Here is a 25,657-nt window from a genome sequence, read left to right on the forward strand (position 1 = left end):
CCGGCGGCAACTCGTGCGCCCCACGATCGAGTGAGACGACTGGCGCGCAAAGATCGTTGGTGGCCATACTGGTTCTACCGGTGGGGACCGGGGAGACGAGGCCGTCCGGCGCAGCGTAAACCGCAAGCGCCGGGCGGCCTCGAGCATTCGGGGGAACCGGGTGTCGCGGGCCGTGAACAAACCGGCCCCCGGACGCCGAAGCGGTCCGAGGGCCGGATGAACAACCGGGAAACGTCAGGCGGCGCGCAGGGCGTCCCGCAGTTTCACCTTCGCGCCACTGCGCATGACGGCATTGCGGTAGATCCGCGCGGCGAGCCAGATCAGCACCGGGATCATCAGCACCACCAGCCCCACCGACACCACGGCTTCCCACACCGGCACCCCGCCCATCGCCAGCCGCATCGGCATCAGCGTCGGCGCGAAAACCGGAATCACGGAAAGCACTTCGGCGAACGTGTTGCCCGGATCCGACGGCAGCACGGAAATACCCACCACGTATCCGGCGATCACGAACATCAGCGCCGGCATCACCGCGCCGCCGACGTCCTCCTGCCGGGAAACGAGCGCGCCCAGCGCGGCGAACACGATCGAGTACATGAAGAACCCGAGCAGGTACCAGACGATCAGCCAGACGACCGTGCCGATGGCCGCGGAAACGGAAATGGTGAGCACCCCCGTGGCCAGTCCGGCGATCACCCCGCCGGCGCCGATCACGACCATCTGGATCAGCCCGACCACCCCGATGCCGAGCACCTTCCCGGCCATCAGCTGCCACGGCTTGATCGTCGACAGCAGCAGTTCGACGACCCGTGACGTCTTCTCCTCGACGACGCCCTGGGCGACGCTCTGGCCGTTGATCATCAGCGAGAGGTAGATCAGGATGCCGGCGATGATGCCGAGCACCAGCTGCTGGCCGTTGTAGTCGTAGGGCTGCTCCAGCGGCGGGTCCTCGGCGAACGTCGCGGTGGCGACCGCGGCTTCGAACTGTGCCGGGTTGCCGCCCAGCGCGGTGATCTGCTGATCGAGCGCGACCTGGCGCGACAGCAGCTGCAGCACGTTCGCGAGCTTGCTGTCGAGGTCCTTCTTCACCTGGACGTGCACGCTCTTGCCGTCGCCGGTGAGCAGCGCGTCGATCGAGCCGTCGGCCAGCTTCGCGCGCCCGGCGGCTTCGTCGGTCACCTGGGTGACGTCGATGCTTTCGTCGACCGACTTGCCGGCGGACTGCAGCGGCGCGGTGAGCCCGGCCGTGGCCGGGGTGAAGCCGACCGTCGCGTCGGCGCCCCCGCCGCCCGAGATCAGCTTGATCACGACGATGCCGACGACGATCAGCAGCAACATGACGACCGTGGTGACGCGGTACGCCTTGGACCGCACGCGGGTGCCGATCTCGCGCGAGGCGACCAGGCCGACCGCGCTCAGCGGGGTCATCCGGACGTCCGGGACCGGAGTGCTCATGCGGGGACCTCCTCGGTCGTCACGACGGTGCGGAACAGGTCGGCCAGGGTCGGCTGCTCGCGGGCGAACTCGCGTACCGGCCCGGTGGCCAGCGCGGCCTTGAGGACGTCCTGGTCGTCGGCGTCGTCGGCCAGCTCGAGCTCGGTCACGGTGCCCTTCCGGCCGAGGACCTTCACCCCGGCGAGGCCCTCGGCCCAGCCGTCACCGGCCCCGGGGACGTCGACGCGCAGCCGCACCGCGCCGCCGGAGCGCAGCTCTTCGACCGTGCCGACCTCCACCATCTGTCCACTCCGGACGATGCCGACCCGGTCGCACAGCCGCTCCACCAGGTCGAGCTGGTGGCTGGAGAACACGACCGGCACGCCTTCGCCGGCCTTCTCCTTGAGCACCTGGCTCATCACGTCGACCGCGACCGGGTCGAGGCCGGAGAACGGCTCGTCGAGCACCAGGATCCGCGGCTCGTGCACCAGCGCCGCGGCCAGCTGGACGCGCTGCTGGTTGCCGAGGCTGAGCTTCTGCACCTCGTCGTCGCGGCGCGCGGCGACCCCGAGCCGCTCGGTCCACTTCACCGCGGACGCCTTGGCGTCGGACGCGGACATCCCGTGCAGCCGGGCCAGGTAGGTCAGCTGCTCCCCCACCTTCATCTTCGGGTACAGCCCGCGTTCTTCGGGCATGTAACCGATGTGACGCCGCGTTTCGTGCGTCACGGGTTCGCCCGCGTAGCGCACCTGGCCGGCGTCGGCGGAAAGAACGCCCAGCGCGATGCGCATGGTCGTCGTCTTCCCGGCGCCGTTGCTGCCGACGAAGCCGAACAATTCGCCCGGCCGGACGTCGAACGTCATTTCGCGCAGAGCGACCACGTCGCCGTAGCGTTTGGAGATCGCGTCGATCTCTAGACCGGTCATCCCGGTGCCCCCATTTCCTCCGCTTGGCTGCGATCGTAGGCAGGGGGTACACGCGCCGCATAGCGACCCGCGTTGCCATCGCGGGCTACGAAAGTTGCGGCCACGTAGGATCGCGTCGAAATGGCCGAACCCACCACACGGCGTGTGCCGAAGCACCACGGACTGTCCGCGAAGACGCTCCGGCGGCTGGAGCACGCGTCCGGCAGCCTGGCGAGCGCCAGCATCGCCGTCATGGAACAGCGGCTGTCGTGGTTCGCCCGGCTGCCCGCCGACCAGCGCGCGAGCGTCCTGCTGATCACCCAGGCCGGCGCCGCCGGTTTTGTCGGCTGGCTGCGGGACTCCAAGGAAGCCCTGAAGCTCACGACCGAGGCGTTCCGCGACGCGCCGGCCGAGCTGTCGCGGTGGGTCAGCCTGCGCCAGGCCGTCGGCATGGTCCGGCTCGCCATCGAGGTTTTCGAAGAACAGCTGCCGGAGTTCGCGGCGAACGAGGCCGAGCGGGCCGCGCTGATCGAGGGAATCCTCCGCTACGGCAGGGAAATCGCCTTCGCCGCGGCCAACTCCTACGCCGCCGCGGCCGAGGCGCGCGGCGCCTGGGACGCCCGGCTGGAGGCGCTCGTCGTCGACGGCATCGTCCGCGGCGACGCGGAAGAGTCCGTGCTGTCGCGCGCGACAGCACTGGGCTGGGACCCGACCGCCGCGGCGACGGTGCTGGTGGGCAACCCGCCGTCGGAGGACCCGCCGACGGTGGTGTTCGAGGTCCGCAGCCGCGCCGCCCGGGTAGGACGTCCGGTGCTGCTGTCGGTGCAGGGCTCGCGACTGGTGGTCGTCGTCGGCGGCGCGACCGAAGGCGGCGTGAAGGAACGCGAAATCCTCGGCCGGATGTCGGTGGCCTTCGCCGACGGCCCGGTGGTGGCCGGCCCCACGGTCCCGACCCTGGCGGAAGCGCACCACAGCGCGACCGAGGCGTTGTCGGGCCTGCGGGCGGTGGTCGGCTGGCCGGGCGCGCCCCGCCCGGTGCGCTCGGCGGACCTCCTCCCGGAGCGCGCCCTTTCCGGCGACGCCGAAGCCGAGCGGCTGCTGGTCGACACGATCGCCCGCCCGCTGGAGGAAGCCGGCCCCACGCTGCAGCGCACGGTGGAGGCCTACCTCGAGAGCGGCGGCGTGCTGGAGACGTGCGCGAAGACGCTGTTCGTCCACCCGAACACGGTCCGCTACCGCCTGCGCAAGGCGGCGGACCTCACCGGCTGCCAGCCGACGGACCCCCGGGACGCGCTGGTGCTGCGGATCGCGCTGGCGGTGGGCCGGCTGGCCCGCGCCCGCGGCCTCTGGTGACCCTGGGCCAGAGCGCAGCTCCAGCACGGCTTGCCGGTAGGGCTCAATGCCCGCCGGCCGCGACGGGTACCGCGGTTCTGGCCTCGGATCGGAGAGGCGTGCGACGAACACAGCGCCCGGCGAGCCGAGCGAAGCCAGGAGGCCGCAGTGGCCGGGCGGGTGCGCCCGGGCATGCCCGCCTTGCTCCGGTGAGCCCCTTCACGAGAGCCCCGTCACGTGATGGACTTAACAGCGAAAGGTGGTTGAACCCGACAAGGCATCCGGGTTACGTGCGAGGTTGCTCGGCGCTTCTTTGGAGGTTTCCGACAAAGACTCCGGGCAGACACTGTGAGCGTCGGCATCCCGCGGAAGTGCCGTCGCCGTGTTGTCTTAGAGGGTGACAGCAGCAGTGCTCGCTCCCGGTCAGGGATCCCAGGCCCCCGGCATGTTCACGCCCTGGCTCGACCTCGACGGCGCCCGCGAGCGCGTCGCCCAGTGGTCCGAGCGCGCGGGGCTCGATCTGCTTCGCCTCGGCACGGAAGCCGGCGCCGAAGAGATCCAGGACACCGCGATCGCGCAGCCGCTGATCGTCGCGTTGTCGCTGCTCACCTTCGAGCACCTCCAGGCCACTGCGCCGGTCCCCGCCGACGCGCCCGTCGCCGGGCACTCGGTCGGCGAACTGGCCGCCGCCGCGATCGCCGGGGTGCTCGAGCCGGCCGACGCCATCGCGCTCGCCGCCGTCCGCGGCGCCGAGATGGCCAAGGCCTGCGCGATGGAACCGACGTCGATGGCCGCGGTGATGCTCGGCGACCCCGAGCAGGTCGTCGCGTGGCTGGGCGAGCAGGGACTGACCGCGGCGAACCGCAACGGAGCGGGGCAGATCGTCGCCTCCGGCGCCGCCGACGCGATCGCGAAGATCGTCGCCGAACCCCTGGAAGGCACGAAGATCCGCGCCCTCAAGGTCGCCGGCGCCTTCCACACGCACTACATGGCGCCCGCCGAAGAGGCGTTGCGCGCCCACGCCGCCGAACTGACGCCGGCCGACCCGACCCGCCCGCTGCTGTCCAACGCGGACGGCGCCGTCGTCACCAGCGGGGCCGAGTACCTGGAGCGGCTCGTCGCGCAGGTCACCCGGTCGGTCCGCTGGGACCTGACGATGGACGGCCTGGTCTCGCTCGGCGTCACCCGCACCGTCGAACTCGCGCCCGCGGGCACGCTGACCGGCCTGGTCAAGCGGCAGCTCAAGGGCGTCGTCACCACTACCACCGCGCTGAAGACGCCGGCCGAACTGGCCGCGCTGCGCCAGGAGGACGCCTCGTGACCGACCGACCGGCCCTGAGCCTCAACCCGGGCTCCCGCGGCAGCCGCGTGCTGGGTATCGGCAGCGCGCAGCCGGAGAGGATCGTCACCAACGACGATCTCTCGAAGATCATGGAGACCAACGACGAGTGGATCCAGACGCGCGTCGGCATCATCGAGCGCCGCTTCGCCGAGAAGGGTGAGCTGCTCACCGACTTCGCCGTCGCCGCCGGCACCGCCGCGCTGGCCGACGCCGGGGTCGAGCCGTCCGAAGTGGACACGGTCATCCTGCCGAACTGCACGATGCCGACGCAGATCCCGAACGCCGCCGCGCAGGTCGCCGCCCGGATCGGCATCCCGAACCCGGGCGCGTTCGACCTCAACGCCGCGTGCGCCGGGTTCTGCTACGGCCTGGGTGTCGCGTCGGACCTGATCCGCGGCGGCTCGGCCAAGAAGGTCCTCGTGATCGGTGCCGAGAAGCTCACCGACTGGGTGAACCCGACCGACCGCGCGAACGCGATCATCTTCGCCGACGGCGCGGGCGCCGCGGTCGTCGGCGCGTCCGACGAGCCGCAGATCGGCCCGGTCTCCTGGGGCAGTGCCGGCGACCTCGTCGACCTGATCGGGATGACCGAGGAGAAGTTCATCTTCCAGGAGGGCCAGTCGGTCTTCCGGTGGGCGACCACCCGGATCGCGCCGATCGCGCTGCGCGCGCTGGACGTCGCCGGGCTGAAGCCGTCCGATGTGGACGTGCTGATCCCGCACCAGGCGAACCTGCGCATCGTCGAGGCGATCGCGAAGAAGCTGCGGGCCAACGGGGCCCGTGACGACATGGTCGTCGCCGACGACATCAAGTACTCCGGCAACACCTCGTCGGCGTCCATCCCCCTCGCGCTGGACCACATGCGCAAGGCCGGGACGGCGAAGTCCGGTGACGTGGTGCTGGCGGTCGGGTTCGGCGCGGGCCTGTCCTACGCCGGGCAGGCGTTCGTCTGCCCCTGATCATCCCGTTACGCTCCCCGCGGGCACTCGCCCACGGGTACCAAGAACCCCCCAGTAAGACCGAGAAGGGAACTACCCCATGGCTGACAACGCTGAGATCCTCGCCGGCCTCGCCGAGATCGTCGAAGAGGTGGCCGGTGTGGCTCAGGACGACGTCACCGCCGAGAAGTCGTTCGTGGACGACCTGGACATCGACTCGCTGTCGATGGTCGAGATCGCCGTGCAGGCCGAGGACAAGTTCGGCGTCAAGATCCCGGACGACGAGCTCGCCAACCTGAAGACCGTGGGCGACGCCGTCAACTACGTGTCGGCCAACTCGAAGTAAGTCCTCTTCCCTCCTTGAGGAGACACCCATGAGCAACATCGACGTCGTGATCACCGGTCTCGGCGCCACCACACCGCTCGGCGGGGACGTGACGTCCACCTGGGACGGTCTGCTGGCCGGACGGAGCGGGGTCCGGACGATCGAGGCCGACTGGGTCGAGGAGCTGCAGCTGCCGGTCAAGATCGGCGGCATGCTGGCCGTCGATCCCTCGGAAGTCCTGCCGCGGGTCCAGGCCCGCCGGATGGACCGCTGCGAGCAGGTCGCGATGATCGCCGCCCGTCAGGCGTGGGCCGACGCCGGCTTCACCGAACCGACGGACGAGCACACCGACGTCGACCCCGACCGCCTCGGCGTGTCGATCGGTACCGGCGTCGGCGGCCCGGTCACCCTGCTCACCCAGAACGATCTGTTGCACCAGCAGGGTCTCCGCAAGGTGTCGCCGCTGACCGTGCCGATGCTGATGCCGAACGGCCCGGCCGCGCACGTGGGCATCGACCTGAAGGCGCGGGCCGGGGTGCACTCCCCGGCCTCGGCCTGCGCCTCGGGCGCCGAGGGCATCGCGAGCGGGGTCGAGATGATCCGCTCCGGGCGCGCCGACGTCGTGGTCGCCGGGGGTGCCGAAGCGTGCATCCACCCGATCACGCTCGCCGGGTTCGCCCAGGCCCGCACGGTGTCCACGCGCAACGACGACCCGGGTGCCGCGTCGCGGCCGTTCGACGCGAACCGGGACGGCTTCGTCCTCGGCGAGGGTTCGGGCGTGGTCATCCTGGAGCGCGCGGACCTGGCGAAGGCCCGCGGGGCGCGGATCTACGCGACGATCGCCGGGCACGGCATCACCTCGGACGCCTACCACATCACCGGCAACCACCCCGAGGGCATCGGCCAGATCGCCGCGATGCGCGCGGCGATGAAGATGGCCGGCGTCACCGCGGCGGACGTCGGGCACGTGAACGCGCACGCGACGTCCACTGTGGTCGGTGACATCGGCGAGGCGGCCGCGATCCGCAAGGCGGTCGGCGACCACGCGATCGTCACGGCGCCGAAGGGTTCGATGGGTCACCTGGTCGGCGGGGCCGGCGCGGTCGAGGGGATCATCACGATCCTCTCGCTGTACCACGGCATCGTCCCGGCCACGATGAACCTGACCGACCTCGACCCGCGGGTGCAGCTGGACGTCGTGTCGGGCGAGCCGCGCAAGGTCGAGCTGACCGCGGCGATCAGCAACTCGTTCGGGTTCGGCGGGCACAACACCGCTCTGCTGTTCACCCCGGCGGCCTGAGCACGCTGACCGACGAGAACGGGCCCGGCTTCGGCCGGGCCCGTTCTCGTTTCAGCACTTCTGGTGTTCGGGGGGCGGGCCGCTGTCCACGGCGGCGATCCTCAGCGCGGACTTCTCGACGACCATCGGCAGCACGAGCCGCCACTGGATGCACGGCTCGGGGAACCACGTCGGAGCGTCTTCGACCGCCTGCTCGCTCCGGAAGCCGACCAGGACCCGCAGCGACGTGCCGGAGCCGCGCTCGATCCGGTAGACGACGGCTTCGCTGTCCTTTGTGGTCTTGATGCCGGCCTTCCACGCGCCGGGCGGCTGCTGCGCCGCCCGCTCCGAGGTGACCACGGACGTCCACTGCGAGTACTGCTGGGCGTTGATGGCCGAGAAGTACGTCTCCAGCACCTTGCGCACCTCGTCGGCACGCGGGTGCGACTGCGCGTCCGGTGTCATCCCGACGACGTCCGGCTCGGTCGGCTGGCGACCGGTCGCCGACTGGGGCACCGTCACCGGCGCCGAGGCGTCGCCGGCGGGCTGGTCGGGACGGCGGTAGAGCTCGCGCGCGAGCAGGCCGCCGCCCACGGTCACGGACAGCACCACGACCACGACGGGCACCAGCCAGCGCTGGCGGGGGCTGGAGGCGGGGGTCGTCACGCGGAAGAGCGTACCGGCCCCGCCACCGGTCCCGTGCCGCCGGAGTCCCGTGCTAGCCGACCTGGTGCAGCCAGGTCACCGGAGCACCGTCACCGGCGTGACGGTACGGCTCGAGCGCTTCGTCCCAGCTCGCGGCCAGGAGTTCGTCGAGCTTGTGCGCCAGCGACTCGCCGCCGCGGGTCATGCTCACGAGTGCGCGCAGCTGGTCCTCGCCCACCACGATGTCGCCGTTGGCGCTGGTCCGTCCGTGCCACAGGCCGAGCCCGGGCGCGAAGCAGAACCGTTCGCCGTCGACGCCCGCGCTGGGCTCTTCGGTGACTTCGAACCGAATCATCGGCCACGCCTTGAGGGCCGCCGCCAATCTGGCGCCGGTGCCCGCGGGCGCGCGCCATCCGCATTCGGCGCGAAGCTGACCCGGACTGGCCGGCTGCGCCGTCCACTTCAGGTCGACTCGGGCGTTGAGGGTGCCCGAAATAGCCCACTCGACGTGCGGACACACCGCAGACGGCGACGAGTGGACGTACACCACACCTCGGGTGCTGCCACGGGTGCTCACTGCTACCTCCGCTTGCTCGACGAGGGACGTCTTCCCCTACGCCCTGAAATCGAGCTGCGCGGCGTCAGTGCGGCTCCCGAATACCGCCTCCGATGCGTTGTAGCACATTCTGCACCCCAACCGTGCTGTTTGGCCACATGAACACCACAAGTCACCCGCAGCACCACTTTCGGTGGGACGCGGCCGCGTCGTCCCCGTGTCGCGCCTCGGATACGACCGGGCGCGCTAGCGTGATGCTCCGGAACGACGAGCAGGGAGGGTTTCGGTGCGACTGGTGCGCCTCGAGCGGCAGCAGTCCCGGGTGGCGGACGACATCCGGGCGGCGCTGGCGTCCCTGGGCCGCGGCAGCACCGTCGTCGGCGGGATCGCCCTGATCGGCGTCGGCACGGTGACGGATCGCCCGATCGAGGCGGTGGTTCTGCTGCCCCACGGCGTGATCGTCGTCATCGGCGTCGACCTGCCGGACCCGGCGCTGCGGCTGGAAGCCCCGCTGGGAGCGGAATGGCGAGCCGACGGCTGGCCCCTGGTGGCCGACGACGACGCGATCAACCCGGCGACGGAGGCCCTGGACCTGTCCCAGGTCTGCGAAAGCCGCATCGTGGAACTGGTCCCGGGCACGGCGCCGGTGGGCACGATCGTGGCGGTCGGCCCGTACGTCGAAACGGTCGACCAGCCCGCGAGCGACCTGGCGGGCCCGGTGAGGGTCCTGCACCCGACCCCCACGACCATGCTGGCGGCGGCGGTCTCCTTGGCGACGGCCCACCGCCCCCGGTCGGTCGACCAGGTCCGCGCCCTGATCCGCGGCCTGGCCCCCGACGCGCCCGAGTTTTCCGACGAAATCCTTCTGCGTGAGGGATTCAGCCGGTTCAGTGACGACACGCCGCCGGAGTCCCTTTGGGACACCACGCCCCGCTCGGCCGGAACGACCACAGTGGCCGCCCGCCCGGCCGCGGGCTGGCGAACCGAGACACCGGTGGCGGCGAGCGCTTCGAGCACGCCGAGCGCCGTGAGTGCTCTGAGTGCGCCGAGTGCGCCGAGTGCGCCGAGTGCGCCGAGTGCCGTGAGTGCGCTGAATGCGCTGAGTGCAAGCGGCCAAACGCAACTCGCCGATCCGCCTGCCGCGCTGGTCGGGGCGGGTTCCGCCCTCGATCACGCGAGTTCCGGGGTGGATCACGCAAATTCCGCGCTTGATCACGCAAGTTCCGATGCGGGGCAAGCGAGTGTGGAACTGGAGCCCGCGAGTTCCGCCCCGGATCACGCGGGTGACGAGTCAGAGCAGCCAGGTTCCGGCCAGGACCACGCGAGCGTGGGTCTCGAGCCCGCGAGTTCCGGCCAAGACCACGCGAGCGTGGGTCTCGAGCCCACGAGTTCCGCCTCAGATCACGCGAGTGTCGAGTCGGAGCCCGCGAGTTCTGCTCCGGATCATGCGGATGTCGGGTCAGAGCACGCGAGTTCCGGCCAAGATCACGCGCCGAGCCCCGGTCGTGCACCGACCGACGAGCCCGGCACGGTCGCCGGCCCTTCCGCGGCCGAAGGCCTTGCCGCGGTTGGCATCCCAAAGCCCGCCGAGCTCAGCGTGTCCACGGATTCCGCTCCGGCGAAGGCTTCCACGACGGTGCCGGACTCGGCCGCCGCACCCGGCACCACGAAATCCGTCGCCGAGACCGGCGCTGCGGCGGGCTCCCTCCCCGTGCAGGCCCTTGCCGTGGCTCCGAACACAGCCACGGCGACCAGCACCTCGGCGGCTCCCGCGCCGGCCCCCGCGATGGTCGCGAACCCCGGTGTCACGAAATCCGTCGCGCCCGGTGATTCCAGCCTGACGCGAACCCCCGCGATCACTCCGGACACGGCCGATACCTCAGGTACTTCCGCCCCCGCGCGGACGGTGCCCCCGAGCGCGACCGCCAAACCCGGCAACTCCGCCGAGCCCGCCGAGTCCGGCAACTCCGCCGAATCCGCCGAACCCAGCAACTCCGCCGAATCCGCCGAACCCAGCAACTCCGCCGAGCCCGCTGAACCCGGCAACTCCGCCGATTCCGCCGAGTCCGCCGAGTCCGCCGAGGACAGTGCCTCCACGGTTTCCCTGCCTGCACCAACCCCGGCGACGATTTCGACCACCGCACCCCGGTCCGGCGCCACGAATTCCGCCGAACCCGAGACCTCTTCGGATTTTGCGGACACCGAACGCACCGAAACCCTCGCCAAACCCGCCACGGCCCGGCCCGTCTTCCCCGGGGCCGAGCAGATTCCGCCCTACCGGCCGGCCGCGGACCCCGGACGGACCGAATCCCTCGCTCCGCCCGCCGGCACCGAATCCGCCGCCCCGCCCGAACGCACCGAGACCCTCGCGCACCCGACGGCCGCTCCGCCTCCCCCGCCGGAGTCCTACCCCCACTCCCGGCCGGGTCCCGTTCCCCGGCGGAAGTCCGCGGCGCCCACTTCGCGGACCGTGCGGTGGCTGCCGCTCGGGGCGATCGGGTTGCTGGTCGCCTTGGTCGTCGCCGCGGTGGTCGTCGCCACCGGTGGGGATGACACTCCCGCCGCGCCTGTCGCGCAGTCGCCGGCGCCCTCCAGCCGGCCGCCCGCCTCGGCGCCCGCCAGTGTCGCGCCCGCCGAGAGCCTGCAGTTCTCGCTGCGCGCCGCCGACGAGGATCAGCGGTGCGCGTCGCACGCTTTCGGGGACGCGCAGGCCAGCCTGCAGCAGACCAGCTGCTCGGGCGTGCGGCGGGCGAGTTACGCCACGACCGTCGACGGCCGGGCCGGCGCGGTGACCGTCGGCATCGTCGCCTTCCCCGACGCCGCGCAGGCGGCCGCCTTCAAGGCCGTCGTCGACACTCCGGGCGGCGGCGGGATCCTCGACCTCGCCGCCGAGACCGGCAAGTGGGGCACGCCGGCGCCGCGGTTCGAGAACGCCGCCTACACCAGCCGGGTGGAGGGCACCTCCGTCCGGGTGGTGCAGGCGGTGTGGGTGCCGGGACCGTCCACTGCGGACGATCCCGGCCTGGCCCGGGCGGCGAAGGCCGCCCTGGACCTGCCCGCGCGGTAACTCAGAGCCCGTAGGCCTCGAGCAGCCGCAGCCACACCTCGCTGATCGTCGGGAACGACGGCACCGCGTGCCACAACCGGTCGAGCGGCACCTCACCGACGATCGCGATCGTCGCCGAGTGCAGCAGCTCCGAGACGTCCTGGCCGACGAACGTCACGCCGAGCAGTACGTTCCGCTCGGTGTCGACGACCATCCGCGCCTTGCCCTGGTACCCGTCCGCGTGCAACGACGAGCCCGCCACCGCGATGTCGATGTCGACGACGCGGTCGTTCGAGCCCTCACGCGCGTCCGACAGACCGACGGAGGCGACCTCCGGGTCGGTGAACACCACCTGCGGCACGGCGTGGTGGTCGGCGGTCGCGGTGAACGGGCTCCACGGCGAGGTGTCGACCTTCTCGCCCTTCGCCAGCGCGGCCACCGTGTCGCCCGCCGCGCGAGCGCCGTACTTGCCCTGGTGGGTCAGCGGCGCGCGGCCGGTGACGTCGCCGGCGGCGAACAGCCACGCACCGTCCACTGCGGACACCTGGCCGGTGTCGTCGACGGTGAGCGGGCCGCCGGCCTCGACGCCGAACTCCTCCAGGCCGAGCCCGGCCGTGCCGGGACGCCGTCCGGTCGCCACCAGGAACTCGTCGACGACGAGCACCTCGCCGTCCTTCAGCGTCAGCTCGGTGCCGTTCTCGCCCGCGGCGACCCGCTCGACACCCGACATCGTGTGGACGAACACGCCCACCTCCCGCAGGCCCGCCAGCACGAGGTCGCCGACGAAGTCCGCGTTGCGCGGCAGCGGGCGCTCGCCGGTGATCACCAGGTGCACCTCCGCGCCGAGAGTCGCCCAGGCCTGCGCCATCTCGACACCGACCACGCCGCCGCCGAGGACGCCGAGCCGGGCAGGCACGGCCGAGGCCGACGTCGCCTCGCGCGAACCCCACGGCCGGATCGTGTCGATCCCCGGGATCTTCGGGGTGTTCGGGACGCTGCCGGTGCACACGATCACCGCGTGCCGCGCGGTCAGGACGCGGTCGCCGTCCACGGTGACCTCGCGCTCACCGGTGAGGACGCCGTGCCCGCGGACCGGCTCGATGCCCGCGCCGCGGGCCCACTCGACCTGGCCCGAGTCGTCGCCCTTGCCGGTGAACCAGTCCCGGCGGGCGAACACCTGGCCCGGGTCGAGCGCGTCGCCGACGGGCACCCCCGGGATCCGTTTCGCCGCGGCGAGGAGATTTCCCGGCCGCAGCAAGGCCTTGCTCGGGATGCAGGCCCAGTAGGAGCACTCGCCCCCGAAGCGTTCGTGCTCGACGAGCGCGACCTTCAGGCCGCCGCGAGCCGCTCGCTCGGCGGCCACTTCGCCCACCGGGCCCGCGCCGATCACCACTACGTCAAAAGTCTGTCCGGACATGGCATCAGCGCACACCACCACGCGGGATCACGCAAGCCAACGGCTATCCTCGTCAGGAAGCTGCAAGCTGTCGGCGGCCCCGGGGTGTCGCCGAACCCGGGTGCCCGCGCATCACACGTTCGAGCACGGGAGGTTTGTCGTGGCCAGGAACACGGCTGTGCGGGTGCTGGATGATCTGACCGGCGACGCCGCCGGGGAGACCGTCGGGTTCGCGCTGGACGGCATCGACTACGACATCGACCTCTCCTTCGCCAACGCCGAGACGCTGCGAGCCCTGCTTCGGCGCTACGCCGACGCCGGCCGCCGCACCGGTGGCCGCAAGCGGCAGCCGCGGATCGTCCCGGGCGCGAAGAAGCCCCGTGCGAAGGCCGCCCCGAAGGCGAAGGCCGCGAAGCCGGTAGCCGGCCGTCGTACCGCGGTCGCCGCCAAGGCCGCGCCCGCCCCGGCCAAGGCCCGGGCCACCAAAGCGGCGCCGAAAGCCGCCGCGCCGGCCAAGACGAGGACCGCCAAGGCCGCGGCCACGAAGGCCACCCCGGTGAAGCCGACAACCCGCGCGAAGACCACCACCACGGCGAAGGCCGAACCCGTGAAGCCGGCTCGCACCCGGAAGGCGGCGGAGCCGCCGAAGACGACCCGCGCGTCGGCCCGCAAGGTGCCCACGGTCACCTTCTCGGCGGCCGAGAACCGCTAGGTCCACAGTAGACAGACGTGCCGTGAGGGGCACCCTTATGGCTCTTACGGCCATGAGGGTGCCCCTCACGACATCGGCGGGTCATTGCGCGCGCTGGGCGCCGTCCGCGTGCCAGGACGGGTACCGGTAGCGGGTGTGCAGCAGCGCCCGCTGCCGGGTCAGCTCGGCCGCGGACGGCGGGCGCGGCACGAGCGTTCCGAGGATCTGCGACGCCGCCGCGCGCACCGCGGCTTCGACCGCCGGGAAGCCGGGCCGCAGGCCGTGTTCGGCCAGCGACGCGACGGGGCTGCGGTGGGAGTCGAGCGGACGCGGGTCCGGCGGCGCGCTCGTCAGATAGCGGCCGACGAGGGCGGCGGACGTCTCGACCAGCAGCGTCGAGTGGGCCAGCAGGCCGTCCTTGGTGCGGAAGACGGCGAAGCCGCACAGCTTCGCGTCTTCGACGAACAGCCCGCGGTCGCCGATCCGCGGCACCAGCCCGAGCTGGTCCACGGCGGCGCTCATCACCTTGCCGAGCGCTTCGAGCGGCCGGTCGGCCGGGCCGGGCTGGGACATTCGGGCCGGGGGCTCCGCCACCCGGCCCCCCGAAAGCGGCAGCACCAGCGTGACGTTGAGGTTGCCCGGGTCGTGGAACACGGTGCCGCCGCCGCTCGCGCGCCGCAGCACCGGGACGCCGTCACGCTCGCACGCCTCGACGTGCACTTCGCGTGCGATCCGCTGGCCGCGCCCGACCACGACGCACACCGGGTTGCGCCAGAGCCACACGACCGGTGACCCGGGCGCAACCCGGAGGAGTGCTTCGTCGAACGCGAGGTTCTCGGCGGGGTCGGTGAACGCCGCACGCACATCCGACCCGCTCGTCATAACGCCTTGAGTTCCTCCACGATCTCGCCCACCGACGTCTTGGCGTCGCCGAAGAGCATGCTGGTCTTCGGATCGTAGAACAGGTCGTTGTCGATCCCGGCGAAGCCCGAGCTCATGCCGCGTTTCAAGACGATCACGGACCGGCTCTCGTTGACCTTGAGGATCGGCATCCCGTAGATCGGCGAGGTCGGATCGGTCTGCGCGGCCGGGTTGGTGACGTCGTTCGCGCCGATCACCAGCGCGACGTCGGTCTGGGCGAACTCGGAGTTGATCTCGTCCATCTCCTTGAGCTGCTCGTACGGCACGTCGGCCTCGGCCAGCAGCACGTTCATGTGCCCGGGCATCCGGCCGGCGACCGGGTGGATCGCGTACTCGACCGTGATGCCCTTCTTCTCCAGCAGCTTCGCCATCTCCCGGACGGTGTGCTGCGCCTGCGCCACGGCCATGCCGTAACCCGGCACCACGACGACCTTGCTGGCGTACGCCATCTGGATCGCCGTGTCGGCCGCACTCGTCGAGCGCACCGGGCGCTCTTCCTTCGCTCCTCCGCCGGACGCGACCGCCGGGCCGCCGCCGAAGCCGCCCGCGATGATCGCCGGGATGGACCGGTTCATCGCCTTGGCCATCAGGTTGGTCAGGATCGAGCCGGACGCGCCGACGATCATCCCGGCCACGATCAGCGCGGTGTTGTCCAGCGCCAGGCCCATCGCCGCGGCCGACAGCCCGGTGAACGCGTTGAGCAGCGAGATCACCACCGGCATGTCCGCGCCGCCGATCGGCAGCACCACGGTGAGGCCGAGGATGCCCGCCGCGACGAGCAGCCCGACGATCAGCAGCCAGGAGTCGCCGCCGGCGACGATGACCACCGCGCAGCCCAGCGCGATCAGCAGCAGCAGCGCGTTGATCGGCTGCTGCAGCTTGCCCATGCTGATCGGGCGGCCGCTGATCAGCTCCTGCAGCTTGCCGAACGCGATGTTCGAGCCCCAGAAGGAGATCGACCCGATGATCGCGGCGAACAGCGACGCGATCGCGATGTACATGGGTTCGTGCGCGTAACCATCCGTGGAGTTGAACTCGACCCACGCGATGAGCGCGACCGCGCCGCCGCCGACGCCGTTGAACAGCGCCACCATCTGCGGCATCGCGGTCATCTTGACCTTGCGCGCGGACGGCACGCCGACCAGCGCGCCGATCGCGACGCCGAGGACGATCAGCAGCCAGTTGCCCATGCCCGGGGTGAGCAGGGTGGCGAGCACCGCGACGCCCATGCCGACCGCGGCGATCCAGTTGCCGCGGACCGCGGTGCGCGGGCCGGTGAGGCCCATCAGGCCGTAGATGAAGAGGGCGAACGCGATGATGTAGAGGATCGCGACGAAGTCGATCACTTCTCGTCCTCCTCATCGGCGGCCGGTGCTTTTTTGGCCTTGAACATCGACAGCATCCGGTCGGTGACCAGGAACCCGCCGACGACGTTGATCGTGCCGAAGGCGATCGCGATCACCAGCAGGATCTTGTTGAAGACGCCGTCGACGCCGAGGCCGAGCACGACCAGCCCGCCCAGCAGCACGATCCCGTGGATCGCGTTGGTGCCGGACATCAGCGGCGTGTGCAGGGTGTTGGGCACCTTCGAGATGACGGCGAAGCCGACGAACCCGGCGAGCACGAGCACCGCCAGGTTCTGCACGAGTGGGCTCACGCGACGCTCCCTTCGCGCCCGGCCACGCAGGCCCCGGCGACGATCTCGTCCTCGAAGTCCAGCTTCAGCTCGCCTTCCTTCGTCACGAGCAGCTCCAGCAGCTCGGTGACGTTGCGGGCGTAGAGCTCACTGGCGTGCGAAGGCATTTCGGCCGGCAGGTTCAGCGGGGACGAGATGGTGACGTCGTGCTCCACGACGTCCTCCCCCGGTTTGGTCAGCTCGCAGTTGCCGCCGCTTTCGCCGGCCAGGTCGACCACGACCGAACCGGCCGGCATGCCCTTGACGGCGTCCGCGGTGACCAGGGTCGGCGCCTTGCGCCCGGGCACCAGCGCCGTGGTGATCACGACGTCGAACCGCGTGATCGCCTCGGTGAGCCGGCGCTGCTGCTCTTCGCGCTCCTCCGCCGTCAGCTCGCGGGCGTAGCCGCCTTCGCCGACCGCTTCGATGCCGAGGTCGAGGAACTGCGCGCCGAGCGACTTGACCTGCTCGCCGACCTCGGGCCGGACGTCGTAGCCGGTGGTCTGCGCGCCGAGGCGCTTCGCCGTGGCCAGCGCCTGCAGCCCGGCGACGCCGGCGCCGAGCACCAGCACCTTCGCCGGGGGCACGGTGCCGGCCGCGGTGGTGAGCATCGGGAAGAACCGCGGGAGTTTCTGGGCCGCGAGCAGCACCGCGCGGTAGCCGCCGATGCTGGCCTGGGACGACAGCGCGTCCATCGCCTGGGCGCGGGAGATCCGCGGGACGGCCTCCATCGCGAACGCCCGGAGGCCGGCCTCTTCGAGCTTCGCGAGCCCTTCCGGGTTGCCGCGCGGGTCGAGGAAGCCGATGAGCACGGTGCCCCGGCCCAGCTTCGCGACCTCGTCGGCCGTGGGTGGGTTCACCTTGACGACGACGGGCGCTTTCCAGGCGTCGCCGAGTTCGGCGCCCGCCTGGGTGTACGCGTCGTCGCTGAGGTGCGCACCGGCCCCGGCACCCGGCTCGACGAGCACCCGCAGACCGCGTTGCGCGAGCCTCCCGACGAGTTTCGGCACCATGGCCACCCGGCGCTCTCCGGGGCGTGACTCGGTCACCACACCCACGGTGAGCTGCTGATGCTGTTCGCTGTCCGCCACACGACCTCCTCATCGGCGAGGAACGATCCGTGGGTTGTACCACGCCGGACCGACAGTCCCCACTGACCTGAGTCGGAAGTCTCGCAGTTGTCCGGTAATCCGGGCGTTGTGCGGAAAATGTTCAGCGAGTCTTCCAGTGTGGAACGCCGAGCAAGATCAACCGCAGCCGTTTTTCCGCCATTCCGGTGATTTTCGGATCTTCACCGGGCCGTGCTTCCAGCAGTTCGACAATCGTCGCCAGCATCACGGAAACGATCAAGTCGGCCAGCATGTGCAGGTCGTCGGTCGTCCACGAGCGCAGCGTCGCGAACCGGGCGAGGTCGATCGCCAGATCACCGGAGAACATCCGCAGCTCGACGCCGATGGCCCGGGCCAGCGGGCCGCCGCCGTACCGCTCGCGCGTCAGGAACCGGAAATGGTCCTCGTGCGCGCGCACGAATTGGTGCAGCGTGGCCACCGAGGCGCTGATCATCCCGTGGTAGGTGTCCGGGTCGGTGCGCGCGGACCGGATCATGCCGCGCAGCGTGCGCGTCGCCTCTTCGACGAGCGCGACGCCGAGTTCTTCCATCGACGCGAAGTGGCGGTAGAAGGCCGTCGGCACCAGGCCCGCGCCTTTCGCGACCTCGCGCAGCGAGAGGCTGGCGAACGGCCGGTCGGCGAGCAGCTCCAGCGCCGCGTCCAGCAACGCCTGGCGCGTGCGCTGCTTGCGCTCCTGACGGCTTACCGGCTCTTCGGACACAGGGTCCAGCGTACGGACTTCTTTTGGGGGTGCAGGGGGCCTGCCCCCTGCCGGGGCTCGGGGCGGAGCCCCGCTAGACACAGCGTCCACCGCGTTGCTCACGTCACATCCTCCGCCTCTCGCGTTGACAGGTCGTCCACTCATGCCGTGCACTGTTGAGTGTACAGTCGTTCACTGTAATCGAGGAGGTCCGATGACGGCGCTCTTGCCCAAGCGGGTCCGCCGGCTCGCCTCGCTCGCCGAGGCGCTGCTCACGCCCCACGGAATGGACCGGTATCTCGAGCTCGTCGACCCGATGCTGGTCCGCCGGGAGGTCCGCGGGCTGGTCACGGCCGTGCGGAAGCAGACACCCGACAGCGTCACGCTCACCGTGCGGCCCAGCCGCGCGTGGCCCGGCTTCACCGCCGGGCAGTACGTCCGGCTGCAGGTGTCGATCGACGGCGTCCGGCGCACCCGCTGCTATTCGCCGTGCGGTTCGCAGTACGCCGGCGAACTCGAGTTCACGGTCAAGGAGCAGGGCCTGGTCTCCGGGCACCTGAACCGCGAGCTCGGCGTCGGTTCGGTGGTCGGACTGTCCACACCGGACGGCACGTTCACGCTGCCCGCCACCCGGCCGGAGCGGGTGCTGCTGATCAGCGGCGGCAGCGGGGTCACCCCGGTGCTCGCCATGGCGCGCACCCTCGTCGACGAGGGTCACCGCGGCGAGATCGTGTTCCTGCACTACTCGAACGGCCCGTCCGACGTGCTCTACCGCACCGAGCTGGCCGAGCTCGCCGCCCGGCACCCCGGGCTGCGGGTCGTGCACGCGTACACCCACGCGAAGACCGGCGGCGACCTGCGCGGGTTCTTCGCGCCGGAGCACCTCGAAGAGGCCGCTCCCTGGTACCGCGACGCCGAAACGTTCGTCTGCGGCCCGAAGCCGCTCATGGACGCCGTGCGCGAGCAGCTCGGTGAACGGGTGCACACCGAAGAGTTCACGCCGCCCGCGTTGACCTTCGACACCGCGAACGCGGAGGGCCAGGTGCGCTTCAAGCGCAGCGGCCGCGAGTGCGCGAACTCCGGGAAGCCGTTGCTGGAGCAGGCCGAAGAAGCCGGGCTCTCGCCGGAGCACGGCTGCCGGATGGGCATCTGCTTCTCCTGCACCCAGCTCAAGACGGCCGGCCGCGTCCGCAACGCCAAGACGGGCGAGATCTCCGGCGAAGAAGACGAAGAAATCCAGCTCTGCATCTCCGTCCCCGTCGGGGACGTCGAGATCGACGCTTAAGGAGTACCGCCATGACCGGTCTGCAGGACCGACTCACCCCGGCCCAGGTCGAGGAGTTCGGCCGCGAGCTCGACGCGCTGCGGCAGCGGATCGTCGACGACCTCGGCCAGGAGGACGTCGACTACATCCACAACGTCATCAAGACCCAGCGCGGTCTCGAGGTCGCCGGCCGGGCGCTGCTGTTCGCCGGGTTCTTCCCGCCCGCGTGGCTCGCCGGCGTCGGCGCGCTGTCGCTGGCGAAGGTGCTCGACAACATGGAGATCGGCCACAACGTCATGCACGGCCAGTACGACTGGACGCGCGACCCGGCGCTGAGCTCGCAGCGCTTCGAGTGGGACAACGTGGCGCCGGCCGAGAACTGGCGGCACTCGCACAACTACATCCACCACACCTACACCAACATCCTCGACAAGGACCGCGACATCGGTTACGGCGTCCTGCGGATGGACCCGGCCCAGCGGTGGCACCCGTACTACCTGGGCAACCCGGCGTACGCGGCGCTGCTGGCGGTGTTCTTCCAGTGGGGCGTGATGCTGCACGACCTGGAGTTCGACCGGATCGTCAAGGGCGAGCGCAAGTGGTCGGACACCACCGAGGTCGTCCGGAAGATGGTCAAGAAGGCGTCCCGGCAGGTCGGCAAGGACTACGTGCTGTTCCCCCTGCTGACCGGCCCGCTGGCGCCGCTGACCTTCGCCGGCAACGCGACCGCGAACCTGGTCCGCAACCTCTGGTCGTTCTCGATCATCTTCTGCGGGCACTTCCCCGCCGACGTCGAGAGCTTCACCGAGGAGGAGACCGAGAACGAGTCGCGCGGGCAGTGGTACCTGCGCCAGATCCTCGGCTCGGCCAACATCACCGGCGGTCCGCTGTTCCACATCATGAGCGGGAACCTGTCGCACCAGATCGAGCACCACCTGTTCCCGGACATCCCGGCCCGCAGGTACCCGGAGATCGCCGGCGAGGTGCGCGCGCTCTGCGAGAAGTACGGCCTGCCCTACCACACGGGCCCGCTGCACAAGCAGCTCTGGTCGGTGGCGAAGAAGCTCACGAAGCTCGCGTTGCCGTGGAACGGCGCTCCGCGCGCACGCGCTACGGTAGAGCGCGACCAGGAACTCCGCGCGGCATAGAAGGACGATGCTCATGGTCGGGCAGTTCGAGAGCGGCAAGGACACGGTCCAGGTGATCACCGAGTCGGCCGCGACCCACATCGGCAACATCGCGACCATCATCACCGGCGCGGTGCGCGACATCGCCCGCGAAACCGGTGACTGGCTCACCGACGTCATCGAGATGCGCGAAGCGGCGCAGAAGGCACGCGAAGACCGCGACGAGCCGGAACTCGACGACTGAGAGTTTCCGCGAAAGCCGCTTTGAGGACTGCAGGATCCTCGAAGCGGCTTTCGCGCGCTTCCGGCAAAGCCGTGAAGGGCACCTTCAGGGACATAGCGTCCCTGAAGGTGCCCTTCACGGCTTTCCGGCAACCGGAACCGTCGGTGCCGGCCGGTAGCGTGGAATTCGGGGGCGCCCCCGCCGGGCATGGGGGAAATCCGGATGGGCAGCGCGGCGCGGACCGGTGAGACTGGAGCCGTGACCAGCCTTGATCTGCCCCGTCCCCACCTGCTGCGGCGGGTGTTCGGGCCGCTGGCCGCGCGGGACTTCTGGGCCGAGTACGCGTGGCTGTGGCTCTCCGGCCCGCTGACGCTGTTCTCCCTGCTCAGCCTGCTCGTCGTGCTCGCGCTCGGCCTGTGGCTGACGCCCGTGCTCATCGGGTTCCTCGTGCTCGCCGGCGCCCTGCTCTACGCCCGCGGCCTCGGCGCCGCCCACCGCGGGCTGGCGCGGGCGCTGCTCGGCGTGAGCGTGCCCGCCCCGCGCCGTCCCGAGCTGAAACCCGGCCTGTGGAGCTGGGTGAAGGCGCGCGTCGGCGACCCGGCGGGCTGGCGGACGGCGGGCTACCTGCTGCTGCGGCTCCCGCTGACCTTCGCCGGCCTGCTCACGGCGTTCTCCGCGACGTTCTTCGGCCTGGCCGCGACCAGCTACGCCTTCCTCTGGTTCCCGCTCGGCGAGCAGCACCTGCCCGTCTTCGGCATCCGCGCCGAGGGCTGGGCGGGCGCGCTCGCCTGGTCGGCGTCCGGGCTGCTGGTGCTGGTGGCGCTGCCGTGGGTGGTGCACGCCTTCGTCGCGCTCGACCGGCTGCTCGTGGTCGGGCTGCTCGGCGAGCGCGTGCTGTCCGAGCGGGTCCGCGACCTGGAGGCGAGCCGGGCGACGGCGGTCGAGGACTCGGCGTTGCGGCTGCGGCGGATCGAGCGCGACCTGCACGACGGCGCCCAGGCCCAGCTGGTGGCGCTGGCCATGAAACTGGGGCTGGCCAAGGACGAGCTGAAAGCCGACGACCTCGACGTCGCCCAGGTCCGGCAGCTGGTCACCGCCGCGCACGCCAACGCGAAGCAGGCGCTGACCGAGCTGCGGGACCTCGCCCGCGGCATCCACCCGGCGGCCTTGGACGCCGGCCTCGACGTGGCACTGGCCACGCTCGTCGCGACGTCCGGCATGGACGCGCGGGTCACCGTCGAACTCCCCCGGCGGCCACCGCCGTCACTGGAGACGATCGTCTACTTCAGCGCCGCCGAGCTGCTGACGAACGCCGCGAAACACGGCGGCGCGACGCTGGTCGAGATCCGCGAGGACCGGGATGTGCTGTGGCTGCTCGTGCGCGACAGCGGCCGGGGCGGGGCCCGGATCGTGCCCGGCGGCGGGCTCGCCGGGGTCGCCGAACGGCTGCGGACGGTCGACGGCGGACTGGCCGTGACCAGCCCGCCGGGCGGTCCGACCGAAGTGACCGCGCGGGTGCCGCTGCCCCGATGAGGCTGCGCGGAGTGCACCACGGTGGAACCGCGTGTGTACGGCGAGTCGATCGCTTCGCAAGCCGTCGACGCGGAGACTCCGCCGGCGCGAGCGACTTGGCGTCAGCACTCCTTGCCGGCCAACGCACTACGTCGCCGGGCGAGGCGAAGCGACGTCACCCGCGCCGGGCGGCGCCGGCGGTCGAACCGGCTCGAAGAGCCGGATCCGGCCGGCTGACTCCGACGAACACACGACCGGCCGGCTTCCCGAACCGCTAGGGTCGGCGGCATGCGGATCGTCATCGCGGAGGACTCCACCATCCTGCGCCAGGGCCTGGTGGAGCTGCTGAACTTCCGCGGCCACGAGGTCGTCGCCGCGGTGAAGGACGCCGACGCCCTGCGCGCCGCGGTGACCGAGCACGCGCCCGACGTGTCCATTGTGGACATCCGGATGCCGCCGTCGCACACCGACGAGGGCCTGCGGGCGGCGATCGCGTTGCGCGGCGAGCTGCCCGGCTGCGCGATCCTGCTGTTCTCCCAGTACGTCGAGACGGAGTACGCGGCGCAGCTGCTGGCCGACCGCGCGGGCGGCGTCGGTTACCTGCTGAAGGACCGCGTCGCCGAGGTGTCGGACTTCCTGGACGCGCTGCGCCGGGTCGCGGACGGCGAAACGGTCCTCGACCCCGAAGTCGTCCGCCAGCTGTTCTCGGCGACCCGCCGGACGGACGCGCTGAGCGGGCTCACCCCGCGCGAACGCGAGGTGCTGGGCCTGATGGCCGAAGGCCGGTCGAACTCCGCGATCGCGGCGGAGCTGTTCCTCTCGGCCGGCTCGGTCGAGAAGTACGTGACGTCGATCTTCGGCAAGCTGGGGCTGCCACCGTCCGAAGGGGACAATCGCCGGGTGCTGGCCGTGTTGCGCTACTTGGATTCCTGAGCGAGCATCCCGTCGACGAACGCCCGCAGGCCGCGGGCGAAGGTGTCGCGTTCGGCCAGCTCCGGCCAGCGCTCCCCGATCGCCGCGAGACTGGGGAACCGGGTTTCGTCCAGCTTCTCGAAGACGGCGTCGCGGTAGCGCGGCCGGCCCATCGCGGCGCGCCGCGCGGCGCGCACGCGGACCAGGATCTCCCCGGCCGTGTAGTACCAGATGTTCCGGTAGAGCTCGACGGCCTCGTCCTGGGTCCGGCCGCAGCCGATCGCCCCGCCGACGATGGCGTCGACCATCCAGAGGGCCGACTCGCCGAGCAGGTCGTCGGCCGTCAGGACCTCCACCGCCTCCGGCCAGGCGGCCAGCGCGTCGTGCATCACAGTCGCCGCGACGACGATCCGCTCGCGCGGGTCCTCCGGCAGCTCGGGCCGCTTCAGCCGGGAGGCGTAGTAGTCGAGCAGCTGGATCATCAGGTCGTCCTTGTCGCGGACGTGGTGGTAGAGCGTCGTCGTGCCGACGCCCAGCTCCGTGGCCAGCCGCCGGACCGTCAGCTTGTGCCAGCCCTCGCCGTCGAGGATCACCCGCGCCGCTTCGAGGATCTGCGGGCGTGAAGTCGTCGGCGGCCGGCCGATGGGTCGTGGCATGCCTTCCATCATGCCGGTCGACGCCCGTCCGGCGCGCGTGCTACTTTCGGAACATGTTCGAAAACTACGACCTGTTCAAGACCATGATCCACTTACGGCCGGGGGGCGTCGCCGAGGCATCCGGCCCAGGCGACCGCCGCGAGGCACTGACCGGGGACGCCGCGAGCCTGTGGAGCCTCGGCGCGTTCCACGCCGAGAGCGACACCGCCGTGCACGCCGACCACTGGGAGCGGCACCCGAACGGGCACGAGGTGCTCTTCGTGTTCTCCGGCGCGCTGCGCGTCTACTTGAGAGACGAAGGGCCGGAGCCGGTGACCACACTGAAGGCCGGGCAGTCGTTCATCGTCCCGCCCGGCCGGTGGCACCGGCTGGCCGTCGAAGAGCCCGCCGACCTGCTGTCCATCACGCCGCGGTCGGGCACCGAGCACGAAAGAGCCGCGGCGTGAGCGCGGATCGGCGAGGCATCCTGGTGGTGTGCCTGGCCGTGTTCGGGCTGATGGCGGGGCAGCAGATGCTGAACCCGATCCTCCCGCCGCTGGCCCGGGAGTTCGGGTTCAGCGAACTGGCGCTGGGCGCCGTGTGGGCGGTCGGCGGCGCGGGTGTGGTGCTGGCGAGCCCGTTCTGGGGGCGCCGCGGCGCGTCGTGGGGCCACCGGCCGGTCCTGCTGATCTCCCTGGCCGGCGCGATGATCGCGCTCCTGGCGTTCGCGCTCGCCGCCCGGCTCGGGCTCGGCGGCACCCTGGCGGTACCGGTGCTGTTCACGCTGGTGCTGCTCACCCGCGGAGTCGTGTTCGGGCTCGCGTGGGCCGCGACGCCGGTGACAGCGCAGTCGTACATCGCCGACCTGACGTCGGGGCCCGCCGAGCGGGTGCGGGGGATGTCGATGTTCGGTGCCGCACAAGGGCTCGCGCTCGCGGTCGGGCCGGCGCTCGGCGGCGTGCTGAGCCTCGCCGGGCTGATCGTGCCGATCTACGTCGCGCCGGTCATCCTGGCCGTGATCGCCGTGCTGGTCGCGATCGGCCTGCCGAAGCCGCCGCCGCGGGAAGTGCGGGCTCCCCTGGTGAAGGTCAGCCCGGCCGACCGGCGGATGTGGCCGTTCCTGCTCATCGGGTTCGGCCTGTACCTCGCGCTCGCGATCGTGCTCATGACCGTCGGCTTCCTGGTGCAGGACCGGCTGGGCCTGGCCACGCGGGACACGAGCCGGGTGACCGGCCTGATCATGCTGGCCGGCGCCGGGCTGATCATCCTCGTCCAGGTGCTGGCCGTGCCGCGGCTGAAGTGGACACCGGTGCGGCTCATCCGGGTGGGCGCGGTCGTCATGACCGGCGGCATGCTGCTCGTGGCTTTCACGTCGAGCGCGCTCCTGCTCGGCGTCGGTGTCGCCGTCCTCGGGGCGGGGATGGGGTTCGCCACGCCGGGCTTCATGTCCGCGCCGACGCTGCTCGCCACGCGGGAGGAGCAGGGCGCCGTCGCCGGGCTGGTCGGTTCGGCCAGCGCGCTGGCGTTCATGGGCGGCCCGTTGCTGGGCACCGGCCTGTACGAGATCTCCCCCACCGTCCCGTACGCCACCGGCGCGGTGCTGCTGGCGGGGCTGGCCGTCTTCGCCTTCACCCGGCTCGGCACCTCGACCCGGCAACCCGCGGAACCGGTGGCCGCTCCTTAGGCTGGA

General features: G+C 71.3%; 25 protein-coding genes. 14 read left to right on the forward strand and 11 right to left on the reverse strand.

The genetic code is table 11. From position 1 onward, the window contains the following. Positions 1–234: 234 nt before the first annotated feature. Both OG494_RS26015 and OG494_RS26020 read right to left on the reverse strand, forming a co-directional pair. Positions 235–1,455, reverse strand: a complete 1,221-nt coding sequence (locus OG494_RS26015; protein WP_328443125.1) for an ABC transporter permease — start codon at positions 1,453–1,455, stop codon at positions 235–237. Continuing rightward, positions 1,452–2,360, reverse strand: a complete 909-nt coding sequence (locus tag OG494_RS26020; RefSeq protein WP_328443126.1) for an ABC transporter ATP-binding protein — start codon at positions 2,358–2,360, stop codon at positions 1,452–1,454. The genes OG494_RS26015 and OG494_RS26020 overlap by 4 nt, the downstream gene beginning before the upstream one ends. 120 nt (positions 2,361–2,480) lie before the next feature. Here OG494_RS26020 and OG494_RS26025 point away from each other — a divergent pair, with 120 nt between their 5' ends. From OG494_RS26025 to OG494_RS26045, 5 genes are all read left to right on the forward strand, one after another. Beyond that, complete coding sequence (locus tag OG494_RS26025) at positions 2,481–3,692, forward strand: PucR family transcriptional regulator (RefSeq protein ID WP_328443127.1); 1,212 nt, start codon at positions 2,481–2,483, stop codon at positions 3,690–3,692. A gap of 376 nt (positions 3,693–4,068) precedes the next feature. Then, the gene (locus OG494_RS26030; RefSeq protein WP_328443128.1) at positions 4,069–4,992 is read left to right on the forward strand and encodes an ACP S-malonyltransferase; all 924 of its coding nucleotides are present in this window, start codon (positions 4,069–4,071) and stop codon (positions 4,990–4,992) included. After that, positions 4,989–5,972: a beta-ketoacyl-ACP synthase III gene (locus OG494_RS26035; protein WP_328443129.1), complete on the forward strand. Its 984-nt coding sequence runs from the start codon at positions 4,989–4,991 to the stop codon at positions 5,970–5,972. The genes OG494_RS26030 and OG494_RS26035 overlap by 4 nt, the downstream gene beginning before the upstream one ends. 79 nt (positions 5,973–6,051) lie before the next feature. Continuing rightward, positions 6,052–6,297 carry an acyl carrier protein gene (locus tag OG494_RS26040; RefSeq protein ID WP_004559006.1) on the forward strand — a complete coding sequence of 82 codons (246 nt, stop codon included), beginning with the start codon at positions 6,052–6,054 and terminating at the stop codon, positions 6,295–6,297. Positions 6,298–6,325: 28 nt separating this feature from the next. Beyond that, entirely contained in the window at positions 6,326–7,576 is a 1,251-nt protein-coding gene (locus tag OG494_RS26045) for a beta-ketoacyl-[acyl-carrier-protein] synthase family protein (protein ID WP_328443130.1), read from the forward strand. Positions 7,577–7,627: 51 nt separating this feature from the next. Here the strand turns inward: OG494_RS26045 and OG494_RS26050 are convergent, their stop codons facing one another. Together OG494_RS26050 and OG494_RS26055 are read right to left on the reverse strand one after the other, a co-directional pair. Then, complete coding sequence (locus OG494_RS26050; RefSeq protein ID WP_328443131.1) at positions 7,628–8,221, reverse strand: hypothetical protein; 594 nt, start codon at positions 8,219–8,221, stop codon at positions 7,628–7,630. 52 nt (positions 8,222–8,273) lie between these two features. After that, positions 8,274–8,777, reverse strand: coding sequence for a DUF3145 domain-containing protein (locus tag OG494_RS26055; RefSeq protein ID WP_247062565.1), 504 nt, complete (start codon positions 8,775–8,777; stop codon positions 8,274–8,276). A 265-nt stretch (positions 8,778–9,042) separates the two neighbouring features. Between OG494_RS26055 and OG494_RS26060 the strand changes: the two genes are divergently transcribed. Further along, entirely contained in the window at positions 9,043–11,823 is a 2,781-nt protein-coding gene (locus tag OG494_RS26060; RefSeq protein ID WP_328443132.1) for a hypothetical protein, read from the forward strand. A gap of 1 nt (position 11,824) precedes the next feature. On the opposite strand, the gene OG494_RS26065 is transcribed toward OG494_RS26060, so the two are convergent. After that, positions 11,825–13,219, reverse strand: coding sequence for a dihydrolipoyl dehydrogenase family protein (locus tag OG494_RS26065; protein WP_328443133.1), 1,395 nt, complete (start codon positions 13,217–13,219; stop codon positions 11,825–11,827). Between the two features lie 139 nt (positions 13,220–13,358). On the opposite strand from OG494_RS26065, the gene OG494_RS26070 reads away from it, so the two are divergent. Next, on the forward strand, positions 13,359–13,910 hold the full coding sequence (locus OG494_RS26070; protein ID WP_328443134.1) for an Lsr2 dimerization domain-containing protein: 552 nt from the start codon (positions 13,359–13,361) through the stop codon (positions 13,908–13,910). A gap of 81 nt (positions 13,911–13,991) precedes the next feature. Here OG494_RS26070 and OG494_RS26075 read toward each other — a convergent pair whose 3' ends face one another. The 5 genes from OG494_RS26075 to OG494_RS26095 form a co-directional block, all read right to left on the reverse strand. Beyond that, a complete protein-coding gene (locus tag OG494_RS26075) occupies positions 13,992–14,771 on the reverse strand; it encodes a lipoate--protein ligase family protein (RefSeq protein ID WP_328443135.1) in 780 nt (259 codons plus the stop codon). Beyond that, positions 14,768–16,156, reverse strand: a complete 1,389-nt coding sequence (locus OG494_RS26080; protein ID WP_328443136.1) for an NAD(P)(+) transhydrogenase (Re/Si-specific) subunit beta — start codon at positions 16,154–16,156, stop codon at positions 14,768–14,770. The genes OG494_RS26075 and OG494_RS26080 overlap by 4 nt, the downstream gene beginning before the upstream one ends. Beyond that, the gene (locus OG494_RS26085; protein ID WP_328443137.1) at positions 16,153–16,467 is read right to left on the reverse strand and encodes an NAD(P) transhydrogenase subunit alpha; all 315 of its coding nucleotides are present in this window, start codon (positions 16,465–16,467) and stop codon (positions 16,153–16,155) included. Before OG494_RS26085 ends, OG494_RS26080 begins: the two co-directional genes overlap by 4 nt. After that, a complete protein-coding gene (locus tag OG494_RS26090; RefSeq protein ID WP_328443138.1) occupies positions 16,464–17,576 on the reverse strand; it encodes a Re/Si-specific NAD(P)(+) transhydrogenase subunit alpha in 1,113 nt (370 codons plus the stop codon). Before OG494_RS26090 ends, OG494_RS26085 begins: the two co-directional genes overlap by 4 nt. A gap of 121 nt (positions 17,577–17,697) precedes the next feature. Further along, positions 17,698–18,315 carry a TetR family transcriptional regulator gene (locus OG494_RS26095; protein ID WP_328443139.1) on the reverse strand — a complete coding sequence of 206 codons (618 nt, stop codon included), beginning with the start codon at positions 18,313–18,315 and terminating at the stop codon, positions 17,698–17,700. A gap of 193 nt (positions 18,316–18,508) precedes the next feature. Between OG494_RS26095 and OG494_RS26100 the strand changes: the two genes are divergently transcribed. The 5 genes from OG494_RS26100 (at position 18,509) to OG494_RS26120 (ending at position 23,353) form a co-directional block, all read left to right on the forward strand. Continuing rightward, on the forward strand, positions 18,509–19,579 hold the full coding sequence (locus OG494_RS26100; RefSeq protein ID WP_328443140.1) for a ferredoxin reductase: 1,071 nt from the start codon (positions 18,509–18,511) through the stop codon (positions 19,577–19,579). Between the two features lie 11 nt (positions 19,580–19,590). After that, positions 19,591–20,706: a fatty acid desaturase family protein gene (locus OG494_RS26105; protein WP_328443141.1), complete on the forward strand. Its 1,116-nt coding sequence runs from the start codon at positions 19,591–19,593 to the stop codon at positions 20,704–20,706. Between the two features lie 13 nt (positions 20,707–20,719). Next, on the forward strand, positions 20,720–20,929 hold the full coding sequence (locus OG494_RS26110) for a hypothetical protein (protein ID WP_328443142.1): 210 nt from the start codon (positions 20,720–20,722) through the stop codon (positions 20,927–20,929). A gap of 201 nt (positions 20,930–21,130) precedes the next feature. Continuing rightward, on the forward strand, positions 21,131–22,441 hold the full coding sequence (locus OG494_RS26115; protein WP_328443143.1) for a sensor histidine kinase: 1,311 nt from the start codon (positions 21,131–21,133) through the stop codon (positions 22,439–22,441). Between the two features lie 267 nt (positions 22,442–22,708). Further along, positions 22,709–23,353, forward strand: coding sequence for a response regulator transcription factor (locus OG494_RS26120; RefSeq protein WP_328443144.1), 645 nt, complete (start codon positions 22,709–22,711; stop codon positions 23,351–23,353). On the opposite strand, the gene OG494_RS26125 is transcribed toward OG494_RS26120, so the two are convergent. After that, positions 23,338–23,988 carry a TetR/AcrR family transcriptional regulator gene (locus OG494_RS26125; RefSeq protein WP_328443145.1) on the reverse strand — a complete coding sequence of 217 codons (651 nt, stop codon included), beginning with the start codon at positions 23,986–23,988 and terminating at the stop codon, positions 23,338–23,340. The genes OG494_RS26120 and OG494_RS26125 overlap by 16 nt on opposite strands. A gap of 53 nt (positions 23,989–24,041) precedes the next feature. On the opposite strand from OG494_RS26125, the gene OG494_RS26130 reads away from it, so the two are divergent. Beyond that, positions 24,042–24,434 carry a cupin domain-containing protein gene (locus OG494_RS26130; RefSeq protein ID WP_328443146.1) on the forward strand — a complete coding sequence of 131 codons (393 nt, stop codon included), beginning with the start codon at positions 24,042–24,044 and terminating at the stop codon, positions 24,432–24,434. Then, a complete protein-coding gene (locus OG494_RS26135; protein WP_328443147.1) occupies positions 24,431–25,651 on the forward strand; it encodes an MFS transporter in 1,221 nt (406 codons plus the stop codon). The genes OG494_RS26130 and OG494_RS26135 overlap by 4 nt, the downstream gene beginning before the upstream one ends. The last annotated feature ends 6 nt before the right edge of the window (positions 25,652–25,657 follow it).

Source organism: Amycolatopsis sp. NBC_00438, from assembly GCF_036026695.1.
GTDB lineage: Bacteria > Actinomycetota > Actinomycetes > Mycobacteriales > Pseudonocardiaceae > Amycolatopsis.